The organism is Pseudoalteromonas sp. PPB1, assembly GCF_015356275.1.
Lineage (GTDB): Bacteria > Pseudomonadota > Gammaproteobacteria > Enterobacterales > Alteromonadaceae > Pseudoalteromonas > Pseudoalteromonas rubra_D.
Window position 1 is genome coordinate 56,802 of sequence record NZ_JACEQV010000010.1, and the last position, 13,208, is coordinate 70,009.

The 13,208-nt window shown below is 51.1% G+C and carries 16 protein-coding genes; all 16 read left to right on the top strand.

Going from position 1 to position 13,208, the window contains the following annotated elements:
• Positions 1 to 14 precede the first annotated feature (14 nt).
• The 16 genes from IY568_RS11815 to IY568_RS11885 all read left to right on the top strand — a co-directional run bounded on the left by IY568_RS11815 (position 15) and on the right by IY568_RS11885 (position 13,206).
• Positions 15 to 851, top strand: a complete 837-nt coding sequence (locus tag IY568_RS11815; protein ID WP_125562284.1) for a baseplate assembly protein — start codon at positions 15 to 17, stop codon at positions 849 to 851.
• Positions 836 to 1,687, top strand: a complete 852-nt coding sequence (locus IY568_RS11820) for a phage tail protein (RefSeq protein WP_194867638.1) — start codon at positions 836 to 838, stop codon at positions 1,685 to 1,687. Before IY568_RS11815 ends, IY568_RS11820 begins: the two co-directional genes overlap by 16 nt.
• Before the next feature lie 20 nt (positions 1,688 to 1,707).
• Positions 1,708 to 2,187 (top strand): hypothetical protein, encoded by a 480-nt coding sequence (locus IY568_RS11825; RefSeq protein WP_194867639.1) that lies wholly within the window; start codon positions 1,708 to 1,710, stop codon positions 2,185 to 2,187.
• Between the two features lie 8 nt (positions 2,188 to 2,195).
• Positions 2,196 to 4,172, top strand: coding sequence for a DUF4815 domain-containing protein (locus IY568_RS11830; protein ID WP_194867640.1), 1,977 nt, complete (start codon positions 2,196 to 2,198; stop codon positions 4,170 to 4,172).
• A gap of 78 nt (positions 4,173 to 4,250) precedes the next feature.
• Complete coding sequence (locus IY568_RS11835; RefSeq protein ID WP_228553306.1) at positions 4,251 to 5,129, top strand: hypothetical protein; 879 nt, start codon at positions 4,251 to 4,253, stop codon at positions 5,127 to 5,129.
• The gene (locus tag IY568_RS24760; RefSeq protein ID WP_228553307.1) at positions 5,126 to 5,359 is read left to right on the top strand and encodes a hypothetical protein; all 234 of its coding nucleotides are present in this window, start codon (positions 5,126 to 5,128) and stop codon (positions 5,357 to 5,359) included. Before IY568_RS11835 ends, IY568_RS24760 begins: the two co-directional genes overlap by 4 nt.
• A gap of 9 nt (positions 5,360 to 5,368) precedes the next feature.
• Entirely contained in the window at positions 5,369 to 5,587 is a 219-nt protein-coding gene (locus IY568_RS11840; RefSeq protein ID WP_194867641.1) for a hypothetical protein, read from the top strand.
• A gap of 45 nt (positions 5,588 to 5,632) precedes the next feature.
• Positions 5,633 to 7,102 carry a hypothetical protein gene (locus IY568_RS11845; RefSeq protein ID WP_194867642.1) on the top strand — a complete coding sequence of 490 codons (1,470 nt, stop codon included), beginning with the start codon at positions 5,633 to 5,635 and terminating at the stop codon, positions 7,100 to 7,102.
• A 9-nt stretch (positions 7,103 to 7,111) separates the two neighbouring features.
• On the top strand, positions 7,112 to 7,537 hold the full coding sequence (locus tag IY568_RS11850; RefSeq protein WP_194867643.1) for a hypothetical protein: 426 nt from the start codon (positions 7,112 to 7,114) through the stop codon (positions 7,535 to 7,537).
• Between the two features lie 596 nt (positions 7,538 to 8,133).
• Positions 8,134 to 9,015 carry a baseplate assembly protein gene (locus IY568_RS11855; protein ID WP_194867644.1) on the top strand — a complete coding sequence of 294 codons (882 nt, stop codon included), beginning with the start codon at positions 8,134 to 8,136 and terminating at the stop codon, positions 9,013 to 9,015.
• On the top strand, positions 9,008 to 10,135 hold the full coding sequence (locus IY568_RS11860) for a phage tail protein I (protein ID WP_194867645.1): 1,128 nt from the start codon (positions 9,008 to 9,010) through the stop codon (positions 10,133 to 10,135). Before IY568_RS11855 ends, IY568_RS11860 begins: the two co-directional genes overlap by 8 nt.
• The gene (locus IY568_RS11865; RefSeq protein ID WP_194867646.1) at positions 10,135 to 10,692 is read left to right on the top strand and encodes a phage tail protein; all 558 of its coding nucleotides are present in this window, start codon (positions 10,135 to 10,137) and stop codon (positions 10,690 to 10,692) included. Before IY568_RS11860 ends, IY568_RS11865 begins: the two co-directional genes overlap by 1 nt.
• 33 nt (positions 10,693 to 10,725) lie before the next feature.
• Positions 10,726 to 11,559, top strand: coding sequence for a hypothetical protein (locus tag IY568_RS11870; RefSeq protein ID WP_125562303.1), 834 nt, complete (start codon positions 10,726 to 10,728; stop codon positions 11,557 to 11,559).
• Positions 11,560 to 11,561: 2 nt separating this feature from the next.
• Positions 11,562 to 11,807 carry a phage tail assembly chaperone gene (locus IY568_RS11875; RefSeq protein ID WP_125562306.1) on the top strand — a complete coding sequence of 82 codons (246 nt, stop codon included), beginning with the start codon at positions 11,562 to 11,564 and terminating at the stop codon, positions 11,805 to 11,807.
• A 77-nt stretch (positions 11,808 to 11,884) separates the two neighbouring features.
• Positions 11,885 to 12,466, top strand: a complete 582-nt coding sequence (locus tag IY568_RS11880; protein ID WP_194867647.1) for a hypothetical protein — start codon at positions 11,885 to 11,887, stop codon at positions 12,464 to 12,466.
• Positions 12,463 to 13,206 (top strand): phage baseplate assembly protein V, encoded by a 744-nt coding sequence (locus IY568_RS11885; protein WP_138539414.1) that lies wholly within the window; start codon positions 12,463 to 12,465, stop codon positions 13,204 to 13,206. The genes IY568_RS11880 and IY568_RS11885 overlap by 4 nt, the downstream gene beginning before the upstream one ends.
• Positions 13,207 to 13,208: the final 2 nt, after the last annotated feature.

The following is a 13,208-nucleotide window of genomic DNA, read 5'->3' on the forward strand; positions in this document are numbered from 1 at the left end:
AAACAGGTTGTACTATGACCGACCTTTTCGATTTTACGGCGCTCCCTGCGCCCGATATTTTAGAATCTATTGAATTTGAAGACATTTATCAGGCGCGGGTGGCGCGGTTTAAAGCCCTTGCGCCGCAGTATGCAGACGCATTGGCCCTGCAAAGTGATCCGTTATCGGTATGCTTGCAGGTCGAAAGTTACCGCGAATTATTGTTACGACAGCGCATAAATGAAGCCGTACAGTCTAACTTGCTGGCAACAGCGCAGGATGCCGATCTGGACCAGCTTGGGCTGTTTTACGGTGTCCTGAGGGCAGCCAATGAAGCCGATAGCGGGTTCCGTCAACGGATCCGGCAAAAGACTCTGGCATCAAGTACGGCGGGCAGTAAAGACCACTATCGCAACGCAGCATTGACCGCCGCCCCCAGTGCGATCCGTGACGTGGAAGTAGATAGTCCCGAGTCCGGTAAGGTTCGCGTGGCGGTGCTATTTCATGCGGATCAGGATCCGACAGCGGCATTGCAGCAAGTACGCAGCTATGTACTCAGTGATGAAGTCAAAGTATTGACCGATACAGTGGACGTAGAGCTAGCAGAGGCCATTGAGGTGGATGTCCACGCTGATATTTATCTCAACTCAAATACGCCTTTACGGGTGTTTGAGCAGCTGGAAGCGAAGCTGCGTGCTGCGTGGCAGACAGAGCTGGCGCTGGGCACGGTAATGACACCCAGTTGGCTCAGTGCCCAGTTGCATGTTGCGGGCGTTAAGCATGTTGAAATCCATACTCCAGCTTCTTTGGTCGAAGTGGCGGCAAATCAATATGTTCAGCTGAAGCAGGTAAGTCTATGTCTGAAAACTTAACCGCTAATACACCTTTGGTACCACCTAATCACACCCCATTACAACGGGCGTTAGATCAGCACGGGCAGCTTACACAAACACTGGAAGCAAGTATTTCGTTGCTCAGAGGCTTTAAGTCTCATCCCAATCCCAATTTGTTGCCCTGGCTGGTCTGGGAATATGGTTTGGATCCTCTGGAACCTTATCTGGATAACCTGGATCAAGTGCTATTGCAGGGGCTGAGCTGGCAGCGGATCCGAGGTACGCGAGCGAGTCTGGCGATGGCGGTTGGTTGGCTTGGGGTGCCCTTATTACACATTGAAGAGTCGGGATCACTTCGGCACTTTTATCGTTATCAATTGCACCTTGATAGTGTACCAGGTGAGTGGCAACTCAATCGGCTGGCACAACTGAGTGAGCTAAGTGCACCGGCCCGCAGCGAGCTGGTTCGGATCACTTATCAGCTCGATATTCGCGAGCTGGCGCTGTCATCAGGTCAGTTTGGCGATCTGCTCAGTGATCAGTCAGGCTTTCATTATACCTTGAAAGATTGCAAGCAAGTGAGGTTGTCTCGCCAGCGTACTCACAGCGAACGAACGGAACTGTCTGCGCAGGGCGGGAGTAAAGTGTTGCGCAAGCGAGGCCAGCTGTGGGGTCATGTCCACAATCACCGTCTGGGCACGCTGGTGCTCAGTGTACCGCCTGTAAGTCACCTTCAGGCTGGTATTTCGCATCAACGTGCCATTGTCAGTCATATCCAAACCCAACCCGGACTCTGGCAAGCAAGCTGGTCAACAGTGAGCTGGTCTGACAGTCAGACACCTCAGCTTGTTCAGTGCCATTACTCACTTACCTAACCACTCAACAAGGAGTTACATTGTCTATTTTCACCTTTAACGGGCGGACTCTGCTTGCGCGCAGCGTAGCCCAAACCTCTCTTTATCTGGCCTGGGGCCGCGGTGATGGCAACTGGCAGACGCCACCATCCGAACCCATCAGTGCCACGCAACTGGCTGATCCCTTAGGGTATCGCAAAGTTAAATTTCAGGGTTTTTGTGAGCCGGATGAGCAAGGCGACATCGATGTTCAGGGCGCGCGTTATCGCCACAGTGCTGAACCTACGCGTCATGTTTATTGCCAATTCGTTTTCGATTTTGAAGATGCACAGGGCGAAACTGTTCGCGAACTGGGGATCTTTTCAGGCACGACGTTCACAGCTGATGTGGCTGCGGGGCAGGTCTATGTACCGCCGGAGCAAATCGCATCAACGGGGACTTTGTTGTTGTTGGATCACCGGGCGCCTTTGGTCAGAGAGCCAGGCGTCCGGGAAAGTTTTGAATTTGTGATGAGTTTTTAGGAGAGCCCATGCTACAGGATTATTATCACAATTATGATAAAGCCAATGGCTATGAGCGGCTGCTGTTTCGTTCTGGGCGTGGTTTGCAAAGCCGGGAGCTGAACGATTTACAATCTCAGGTACGGGATCAGGTGAAAGGAATTGCCGATGTCTTGCTCAAAGATGGCGATTTGGTGTCTGGCGACGATGTCGTGATAGACGCCGTATCCGGAGAGGTTCAGCTGAGCGCGGCCCAGGTTTATCTGGACGGTCATATCAGAGAGATACCCGCAGCCACATTTACTATTACGCTGCAAGGTGGTGTTGATATAGGTGTCTGGCTAACTCACAGTGTTGTAACGGAAATTGAAGATCCATCGCTCAGAGATCCGGCCGTCAATGCCCTTAACTATGATGAACCAGGCGCCGCCCGATTACAGCAGCATTGTCAGTGGGGACTGCGAGAGGACGCGTTGGCCGAAGAAGATGCGTTTTACCCCGTACACCGCATTGAAGATGGTGTGCTGATCATCAAACAAGCACCGCCTCAGCTGGATGCGGTGACTCAGGCACTGGCCCGTTATGACCGCGAAGCCAACGGCGGCAGTTATGTCGTGGAAGGCATGGCGCTGAGTTATCGTGACCGTGAAGCCGATCAGCAGGTCTTTAGCTTGCAAGAGGGTAAAGCGCATATTCAGGGTTATGAAGTCGCCTTTGATACCGCGCGCAGCACTGCCTTTGACTGGGACCCGGATATTGGCACGGTCAGAGAAGAGCCAAAGGCATTTATCAGTGTACCGGCATCTGACGATGGCGCGCGCAGTATGCGGGTTGACCTGGACTTCTTCCCGGTGAAAGCCATAGAAGAAGTGAATGTCAGCATTGAAAAAAGCGCGATATTGACTCGGGCTCAACTGGCAGGTGGAGAGGATCTGCTTCCGGATGAGTCAGTACTGGAGATCCTGAGTGTCACGCAGGGAGAGACGACCTTTGTTGCTGGCGTTGACTTCCTCTTCTTACGGAATCACATCAGCTGGCAGCTCAGTGGTGAAGAACCCGCCCCAGGCAGCCAGTTTGAGGTGCGATACCGCTTTCGTACTCAGGTGGCAATTGAACATGATGAGTTTGGTTTTACCCTGCAAAAGCAGCAGCCACAGGGAGAGCTGGTTGAGAATGCCCTGATCACAGTGGATTATCAGTGGTATCGGCCGCGTATTGATCTTGTGGTGCTGGACCGCTTTGGCCAGCTCAAACGCATTAAAGGACAACCGGCACATCAGCTGCCCGTTGCGCCAAAAGTGCCGGCCAATCATCTGCCACTGGCGCAGGTGAGTCAGATCTGGTTTACCGATCAGGCGCCGGAGATCGAAAACCTTGCAGTCAGGGCGGTCTCTATGTCAGAGCTGGAACAAATGCAGTCTCAGATCAGTGATTTATATCAGTTACTGGCGATTGAGCGTTTGCGCAATGACGCCAACAGTGAGGAGTCTGCCAGTAAGTTCGGCGTATTTGTTGATCCTTTCATTGATGATGATATGCGTGATGCCGGCATTGAACAAACGGCAGCGATTGTCGATGGTGAGCTTATTTTACCCCTGAGCGCCGATATTGTTGAACTGCCTTTGCCGAGCGGCAATGTACTGACCTTGCCTTATGAACTTGAAGACGTGCTGGCGCAAACCAAACAAACTGGCAGCATGAAGGTCAACCCCTATCAGGCGGTGGAACCTATTCCAGCCACGGTGCGTTTGACACCCAGTGTCGACCACTGGACCCAGACAAGCCGTAGCTGGACCAGCCCCATCACCCGACGTTTTGATATCGGCCGGGGACTGCGCAGGTTAACGCGTACACGCACCAGCACTCAGGTACTGAGCCGCACCACGCGTCAGGCTCAATTCATGCGTTCACGTTGGGTGAACTTTACTATTTCCGGATTTGGTCCGCAGGAAACCCTGGAGCGGGTGACCTTTGACGGGATCAGTGTCCAGGCTCAGGAGGTTTAATGATCAAGGCAGACAGCAACGGCCAGATACGTGGCCGATTTTTGATCCCCAGGCAATGTGCCGGTGGGCAGCAAAGACGTGCGTTTCATAGGTGAAAAAGACTCGATGGGGCAGGCGCGTTATACCGGCAATGCCACCATTCGCAGCGAAACCGTACGACGTATCAATTCAATAGTGACGGTGCGTTATGACCCATTGGCGCAAACCTTTACCTTACCTGAGCGCCGTTTTATAGCCGCCGTTGAGCTGTGGTTTAAAAAGACCGGTGAGGAAGCGGTCCGCGTACAGATCCGCGAAACCGAACTGGGGATCCCCAACCAGACGGTGCTGGCAGAGGCGACATTAGAGCAAGGCGACATTAAACTTGGGGGTGAACCGACCTTATTTGAGTTTACTCCGGTGTCGCTTAATGCCGGCGAAGAATACGCGATAGTGGTGCTCACGGATGGTGATGAGCATGAAGTGGCGATTGCTGAACTGGGCAAGTTTGACAGTGACAGTGGATGGGTAACCAGCCAGCCTTACCAGGTCGGTGTTTTGCTGTCTTCAAGTAATGCGTCAACCTGGACACCGCATCAGAACCGCGATCTGGCGTTTCGCCTTAAAGCGGCGCGCTTTACGCAAACAGAAAGTCAGGTGGCTTTGGGCGAGGTGGCGCTGGATGGCCACACAGACTTGCTTGCTCTGGCTGTTGCAGAGCGCCCCGGGAGTGACACCCAACTACAACTTGAGTTTTCAGGTGAAAGCACGGGCACGTTCAGCTTACAAGAGTTGCAGTCCGTCCGGCTAGCTAACAAAGCCACAGAAATAATTAATGTCAGTGCCAGGCTGACCGGCACCGAGACCCAGTCTCCGGTATTGTTTGAAAGCGTCCAGGCTGCACTGGGCACCGTGGCGGAGCAGGCTGATTACGTGACCCGGGCGTCCCCTGTGAAGTGGATGGCAGTCTTAAAGTGAGTTTTGAAGCCCAGCTACCAGGTGTTGCGAAAGTCACGGTACTGATTGAGCAGGGCGACAGCTGGCTTGAAGTGCCGCTGAAATCGACACAGGCCGCGGATGAAGGCTGGCAGTTGTGTCATTACCAGCTGGATAGCCTGACCGAGCGCAGTGCCCGGGTAAAATTATTGCTTTCTGGCAGCCATACGGAGCGTCCTCGAGTGCGCGCTTTACGGGCATTTTCTATCTAAGGAGGCGGTATGCATAATCCACTTACCCCGCATTTTTCACTGCCTCTGCCGCATTCGGACAATTTGCTGCAACAAGATGTAGTGCGGCTGGCTAATGCCCTGACGGCAGTAGACACGCAGTTATTTCAGCAACAACACATTCAACAGCAACAGTATCTTGCGGTGCAGGAGAAGCTGCGTCGCAGTCGCCTGAACCAGCTATTAGGTGAACCTCTGCTTGCGCTGTAGTGCAGGCCCCTTCATTTACTTTCTAAATCATTCAACGAGGAATTTATGGCAAGTATACAAACTGCCGTGCAGGTCATGGTCGACAAACTGGTCGCCGACATGCAAGGCGAACAACCGCTTAGTGCCGAAGAACAGGCGCTGGTCAGTAATGCAATCACCAAACTGGCCGATAACGAAAAACTGGAACAGGCTGTTGTGGCCGTGGCAGAATCGCATATTGATGAGGCCACCACAGCACTGCAACAGGCGGCTCAGGTCAGCCAGACCAGCCTGCAACAGGCAGCACAGACACTCAATGACAATGGCACCGCGCTTGAAGGCAAAGCGGCTAAACTGGATCAGCTAGATGGCATGGCGCCGAGCCTCGCCCGGGTTGAGGCATTGCAGGGGCGAGCTTTTACTAATCAGATACGACCTTTGTTCGGCATGACATCGATTGAATCCACAGGAACAGATAGTGCTTTGAGGCGTTCTACCTCAGTATTTGCTGTGTATGACCATCGTGGTGAAACTTACTTAGTTAGACCTTGTTACACGTACAATGCGAATAATGAGCAATGCAGGCTGGAGTTTTTATCAATTGACGCAGAAGGGGCGAGTAAAACAACGTTACACTCAAGTTATGTTTATAGTAACTCGTTCGCACAGAATCCAACGAATATCATATATTATTACGGCGCCAGTGCATATTTACCATTGGGTAGCAAAGATAGCCCTACGGATATCGAGTATGACATTGTGTACAGCTCTCAGGATTCTCAGGCCACAGGCATAGCCAACTACGGCGGTGTTTATGTACGCTCACAGGGCTATACATCAATGACCAAGCCTAAACAAAACGTTAACGCTAGAGATCAGTATGGTGTGGTAACAGATACTAGCTACAACTATGCACATACAGCGGTATTGTATGACAATCAGAAACATTGTCTGGTAATGGTGGACGAAAGTACTTCCTTGCTGATTGAGAAATATCGTGATGGAAACGTTGTTACTACGACTGCCATTGCGAACGAGTCAGAGCTCCAGGCATATGTCGACAACGGCGATTTTACGACGATAAAATTGATACATCATTATCTTAATCATCCTTATGGAACAAGGCGCTTAACTGGTCAGGAAGCACAGATGAGCGATGCATCGAGTTATTACGGATATTTTGGTGTATTCAATAACACAGTGAAAATGGCAGGAAATCGGTACTGCGCACACTATCGCTTCACAGCCGATTTAAAATTGGAGCCTGTAAACTATTTCTTTATGAGTAGCTCTCGGGCGGCTACAACTTCAGGGAATGCTACAGGCGCAGGAGAGGCCACCGTTGCATTAGAAAGTATGTCGGGTGAGTTATTGGGCATGTATTCTTATCGTTCTAACCCAGATACGGCAGGGTATCATGCAGGTATAATGGGCAATGTCATTATGTGTGTTAATCCATATAGTCACACAGGGTTACTCAACGAGTACTATACGCACAATTATCACGGCCTTGGCCGTACCTGTCGCGCATTTTAAGGAGAAAACATGAGTTGCGAATATTTTGCCGATAAAGGCATGAAAATCGAAGGAAACTACTGGCTGGTGCACCCGCAGACGGGCGAAGCCTGGAATGATGAGTCTGCAGCCGCCTTTATTGCTGGGTACGTGCCGCTGCACCTGAGTGAAGATGCCATTGCTTCACGTAAGGCTATGTTGATCGATGAGATCAAACGCGCTGTGTATGATTGTCTGGAAGCGCAGCTGTGGCGTGTCACCAAAGCGCATGAGCGAGTGCAGCTCGCACACTTGGGTGGCTCAGAGGTTGAAAGAACAGAGGCAAATGCGGCCTATAAGGCAGAATTGGGAAAGCGTGAAGCGCTGCGTCAGAGAAGTAATGAGGCGGAGTTACAGGTCGCGGATCTGGCATCTATCGACGCGCTGGACGAATTTTCCTTCAAAGCTGAGCTGTAATACCAGGCTATTTGCATAAAAAGGTAGGAAAAAGTCCAATCCGGTCAGAATTGACCGGTTTTCTTCCCTTTAAATCAGTAAGATACACCTAAGCTTGAGAAAGTTAAGTCAAGAGATACAGTAAGCTGTCAGAGAACAGCAAGATTCCGCAAGTTAAAAACCACCGGCTCAGAATAATGAGCGGTGGTTTTTTTATGTCTGAATCCGGAGGGTTTACTGTGTCGAGTTTAAACCGGTCAAAGTTGACCGTTTTTACTCCCTTAAAATCAGTAAGATACACCTAAGCTTGAGAAAGCTAAGTCAAGAGATACAGTAAGTTGTCAGAGAACAGCAAGATTCCGCAAGTTAAAAACCACCGGCTCAGAATGATGAGCGGTGGTTTTTTTATGTCTGAATCTGGAGGGTTTACTGTGTCGAGTTTAAACCGGTCAAAGTTGACCGTTTTTACTCCCATAAAATCAGTAAGATACACCTAAGCTTGAGAAAGCTAACGAAAGAACAAATCGTACTTCCCGTGATAAACCCGATGCGGTACTGCCTTATGCAGTGCCAAGTCGGGTTTTTTTATAACTTAATTTTGTAAGACAGAGGATGAGATGAGCCAATTTGCGACACCAGACCTGTCCCGGGTGCCTTTACCTGAGCTGCTACAGGATGTGGATTTCGAACAAGAGTTTAAGGAAATCAAACAGCGTTTTTTAACCGCTCATCCTCACTACGGCGATGCGTTGGCGCTTGAAAGTGACCCGTTGACTGCCTTGTTGCAAACGCTGGCTTATCAACAAGTCTTGCACACTCAACAGGCAAATGATGCGGTTCGGGGCGTGATGCTGGCAACGGCCACTGGTGCAGACCTGGATGCCATCGCCTCGCGTTATAACCTGTTGCGAGGCGACGCAGAGGAAGATAGCCGGTTTCGTCAGCGTATTCAACTGGCATTTGATGGCTTGAATACCGCAGGTAGTGCCTCGGCTTATACCTTTCATGCTTTGTCACTTGATACGCGCATTCGTGATGTCACCGTGTCCAGTCCGGCACCCTGTGACATTGCCCTGACCATTCTCAGTACTGAAGGAGATGGCACGCCGCCTCAGGCATTGCTTGAAAAAGTAGGTAAACACTTTGCTGCCCAGGGATGGGAGCACCAGGGGGGGTCACAAGTGAGACCCCTGGGCGATAGGGTCACCGTTCGTGCCGCTGAAATTGTGCCTTTTACCGTTAAGGCGGAGCTGGTGGTGTTACCAGGGCCGTCTGCTAACGCAATCCGTCAGGCTGCTGAGGCCGCATTACAAGATTATCTGCTGAGCCGTCAGGCGCTTGGGAAAAAAGTGACCCGGGCCGGATTGTTTGCCGCGCTGCATCGCGAGGGCGTCGATGAGGTTCATTTGCTGTCTCCTGCAAGCAATGTATCCGTCACAGATGTGCAGTCGGCTTGGTGTGAACACGCACAAGTGACTGTGGTGGTGAAAGATGAATGAATTGTTACCAGGTAGCGCATCAGTACTAAGCCGGGCTCTTGCCCGACAGATGACAAACCCAGGCAAAGTAAGATCATTACTGCTTGATACACTGGATATCAGTAGCAGGACCCAGGCTGAGCGGCAGCGACTTGCAACGCAGTGGCAGCTCGATGCGATGACCAACAGTGCTTTTTTTGGTGCGGATATCAGTCAGCTCCTCACTGTGATTTGGGACAGCACCCTTTGCCCGGTGACTAAGCTCACTGAACTTGCCCAGGCACTTAACATCCTCAATCTGGATGATGCTCCGGATGAACAGGCGCTGCGTCGCAGTGTGCAGGATGCTTGTATTTTACAGGATATCCGTTTGCTGCTGCGTGCATTATGGGATCCGATGCTCTGTCCCACGCCGTTATTGCCCTGGCTGGCTTGGTCTATGTCTGTGGATGAGTGGGACGAAGCCTGGTCAGAAGCACTCAAGCGCCAGGTGATCCGCGATGCGTTTACAGTTCACCAATATAAAGGCACACCCTATGCGCTGCAAAAAGCACTCGACAGTTTAAACATTGCTACTGAGATCAGGGAATGGTGGCAGTCCGAAGGAGCGGACATCCTCTCAGAAGAGGCCATGCCGCCCGGTACGATTAAAGTGTGGGCATTAGTGAATCAGAATTTGGACGACCATCAGCAAGGACTGCTGACACCCCAGATGTTGAAAAAAGTCCGCCGGGTGATTAACGCGGTCAAGCGCGGTGCCATCCATGTCGATTTACAGCTGGGTATTTCACTGAGCGAGTCTGTAGCACCTTTTGGGACTGTGCAAGCACCGCTCAATCTGATTGATCATGAAGCGGCGGGCCTGGGTATTACGCCAGATCCGACACAGGGCTCGGTGGCAACCTCAGCGGCAGGACACATGCTTAATTGCCAGCGCTGGCGTTTACAAGGTGAAGGCCTTACGCCAGACCGAACTGAGGGCGGGATCACATCTTGTGCTCTGCTTCATTCATTGAACCGCGCTGATATTGTCGCTGAAAGTTTGGGTATTACACCTGAACTGGTGGCTGGCGAGTTGGCGCTGTTGTCAGGGATTCAAGCTCTGAATATTCAATCTTTTCATTTACAAGGAGTGACTTAATGTCAGCATTAACCTTGCAATTTACTCAGGCGGGGCTGGATGTCCTATTGTCTGCACGCGCCAGAGGTTTTAAAGGGCAGATAAGCCATATGGCCTTTGGGGACGCAAGCTATACCCCGTCGAAAAATCAAACTACGCTGCGCTCTCAAAAAGAGCTGGTGGAAATTGCCGATTCGGACTACACCGACGGTGAAAGTAGCAGCCTGAAAGTGGCCGCCAAATTTGAGGCGCCCCTGGAGTACGCAATTGGTGAAATTGGCGTATTTCTGGATTCCGGCGAAAAGCTGGCAAACGGTCAGCCTAAACTGATTTTACTGGGTGTGTATTCTAAACCTAACACCACGCTGGGGTATCGCACGCCGGACGTTAAAGTGTTGCAGTGGCTAACTTTGAGTCTGACACAGCTGCCCTCAGACAGTGTTGAGGTCAAACTCGGTGTCGATAACCTCAACCTGATCCTCGATAACGAGCTGGCCGAATTAACTTTGGCCCAGATCGATACCATGCATCGCCAGATTAACCAAGAATGGCGCCTGACGGCCCTGGAACATGCCTGATGAAAGTGACTTACAAAGTTCAAAGGAGACTATATGACAACTGAAACTAAACCAATCTCGCAGCAGCTAACAGAGGTCGCAGGGCGTGCTAACGCATTGTGTCAGACTGTGGCCGATAAAGCAGGTGAAATCACAACGACACTGAATGCCAAGCTAGCGCAGGTTGATACGCGTGTAACAAACGCTGAAGCGTCGCTTAATGCGGAAATGGCTCAGGCCCAGTCTGAGTTTAATAGCTGGAAAAGTGGCCATACTGAACTGGTTAATGGCTTAGAAGTTCATAAGCAAGGCAAAATAAAGCGTTACTTCTTTGCGACTAATCTCGGTAATGGTGGGTATACCGCAGACAGAGATGGGCCAGATGCTGAATTTCCGCATTGCGCCGCGCCACAGGAACCTTATTACATCAACTTACTTGAATTTGATGCACAAAATGGCGGTGGTTTCGGCGCAGGCGGGGACTACTTTAAATGCGAAGTTATTATGACCCACCGGGGGATGTTTGCAACGAGTTACACTGAACACTTGGTATTTACCGGCACGTCATTTTCGGATTGTGTTTCTGCGGTGATGGAAGCAAAAAGTATTGTTCACAATAACCATCTCAGCCTGTTTATTTCAGAGCCGGACAACCCGGCGAAAGAAATTCCTTTGGGTCCGGACCTGAAAGGGTCTTCAGTCCCTGTGAATTTCAGGGCAATTGGTCAGGGGGGTGACTCGGGAATCGCGAGGTTAACCCTTAAAATTGACCCGAGATACCACTGCGGCGCATCCCGAGCTATTGGCGTCAGTACTGAGTATACGTCGGAGCGTGGTCGCCCAAGTGCAGAGCGCATCAGTCATAACCAACCAACATGGGAGCGATAAACATGGACAGAATAGAAAACGAAGCTCAGATGCCAGTTCAGCAACTTGCAGAGGAGAGTCAGTGGCACTCAATCAGAGCAATGCGCGATGCCTATCTGCGTTCAACAGACTGGCTGGTACTTAAATATCAGGAAACGGAAGGTGCGGTACCTGATGAGCTGAAGCACTATCGTCAGGCATTGAGGGATTTACCGCAAGCATTTGACTCGCCAAACGACGTCGTCTGGCCGGTCAAGCCTGAGCTGTAATACCACCCGACTTCGGGCACGTCGCCCGCCCTGACTCACTGATCGTCTTCGAGTCTTTTTAATCTAAGAGCAAGTCTATGCAAAGAACTACCTTAATCACCCAGGTGCTTGAGCGTCTGACGACGTCCCTGGCGGCTGTGGCTCAGGTAAATTATTTAATCCCGAGCCAGGTTGCCCCGGACCTGACCCAGCAAGCCCAACTGACATTAACGCCTAAACTGGAACGACAGGCCAGCGAGCTGCAAAGTAAAGGCACCGAAATCGGTGTCAGCTATGGACCGGCATACAACAAAAACCTCAGCCCAAACCCGCTGGACAGGCGGGTGCTGAGTGTGCAGCTTGATATTGAGTTGATGGATGGCGATAAAGCCAGGCTGCTGGAGCGGCTGGATGAGGTACTCAGTACAGGCGAAGCCGCAATGATGGCGGACGACGTGCCCACCCATTGGCAACACTTTATTGCCGATAAAACGACCTTTGCTTTTAGTCAGCAAAGTGAAGGCGTGAAAGCTCAGTTACAGTTGAACTGGTCATTTTACTATCAGGTTGAGCAGAGCGAATCGCCAGGCGTGCCAATCACCGACGTGTATTTGGGGCAACACGGTCATGAGCATAAATTGGTCTACAGCACCCAAACGCCCGCAGGGGAGATATTATGATTCCGGACCCCGCTCAATCAGAATTAGCCTTATCTGACTTACAGCATCGTTTAAGTAAGCTGATCACGCTTGGTACAGTACATGAAGTTGACTACGAGGCAGCTCGTGTGAAGGTCAAAATCGGTGACTGGATCACAGCTAAGCTGCCCTGGCTGACCGATATGGCGGCACACAACATGACCTGGCGTGCCCCCGAGGTCGGCGAGCAGGTTATCGTCCTTGCACCTTGTGGTGACACCGCTCAGGGCGTGATTTTGGGCAGTGTTTATAGTGCGGCCGCAGATCATCATAAGCCAGACCATGTATTAGGTGCGGGTGAGGGGGAAAGCTATGCAGCGGCAAGCAGTCGTGAACATGTGCACCGCACCCGCTATCAGGACGGCGCGCTGGTTGAATATGACACTCAAAATCACACTTATCATCTCTATGTGCCGGATACTGATGGTGAAGAAACCGCAAAAATAACGGTACACAGTGAAAGAGACCTTCGTATTGAGTGTGGCTTCAATGCCACGGTAGAAGTGGGCAACAACGCCTCAATCAATGTCGTTAATGATGCCAACCTCACAGTGGGCAATGACGCTTCTGTCAGTGCAGTAAAAAACATTCATGTAACGGCAGAAGAAACACTGAATTTAGCGGGCAAGCAGGTCAATATCAGCTCATCGGAGCAGGATATTGCCATCGCGGCGACGGGCAATCTGTTGCTCAATGGTGCAATGATCAAAGCGCAGGAGTAACC

Bases quoted from the DNA above. Each gene is read 5' to 3' on its own strand.
- IY568_RS11815 (WP_125562284.1), top strand. From the start codon at position 15: ATGACCGACCTTTTCGATTTTACGGCGCTCCCTGCGCCCGATATTTTA.
- IY568_RS11820 (WP_194867638.1), top strand. From the start codon at position 836: ATGTCTGAAAACTTAACCGCTAATACACCTTTGGTACCACCTAATCAC.
- IY568_RS11830 (WP_194867640.1), top strand. From the start codon at position 2,196: ATGCTACAGGATTATTATCACAATTATGATAAAGCCAATGGCTATGAG.
- IY568_RS11840 (WP_194867641.1), top strand. From the start codon at position 5,369: ATGCATAATCCACTTACCCCGCATTTTTCACTGCCTCTGCCGCATTCG.
- IY568_RS11845 (WP_194867642.1), top strand. From the start codon at position 5,633: ATGGCAAGTATACAAACTGCCGTGCAGGTCATGGTCGACAAACTGGTC.
- IY568_RS11850 (WP_194867643.1), top strand. From the start codon at position 7,112: ATGAGTTGCGAATATTTTGCCGATAAAGGCATGAAAATCGAAGGAAAC.
- IY568_RS11855 (WP_194867644.1), top strand. From the start codon at position 8,134: ATGAGCCAATTTGCGACACCAGACCTGTCCCGGGTGCCTTTACCTGAG.
- IY568_RS11860 (WP_194867645.1), top strand. From the start codon at position 9,008: ATGAATGAATTGTTACCAGGTAGCGCATCAGTACTAAGCCGGGCTCTT.
- IY568_RS11865 (WP_194867646.1), top strand. From the start codon at position 10,135: ATGTCAGCATTAACCTTGCAATTTACTCAGGCGGGGCTGGATGTCCTA.
- IY568_RS11870 (WP_125562303.1), top strand. From the start codon at position 10,726: ATGACAACTGAAACTAAACCAATCTCGCAGCAGCTAACAGAGGTCGCA.
- IY568_RS11875 (WP_125562306.1), top strand. From the start codon at position 11,562: ATGGACAGAATAGAAAACGAAGCTCAGATGCCAGTTCAGCAACTTGCA.
- IY568_RS11880 (WP_194867647.1), top strand. From the start codon at position 11,885: ATGCAAAGAACTACCTTAATCACCCAGGTGCTTGAGCGTCTGACGACG.
- IY568_RS11885 (WP_138539414.1), top strand. From the start codon at position 12,463: ATGATTCCGGACCCCGCTCAATCAGAATTAGCCTTATCTGACTTACAG.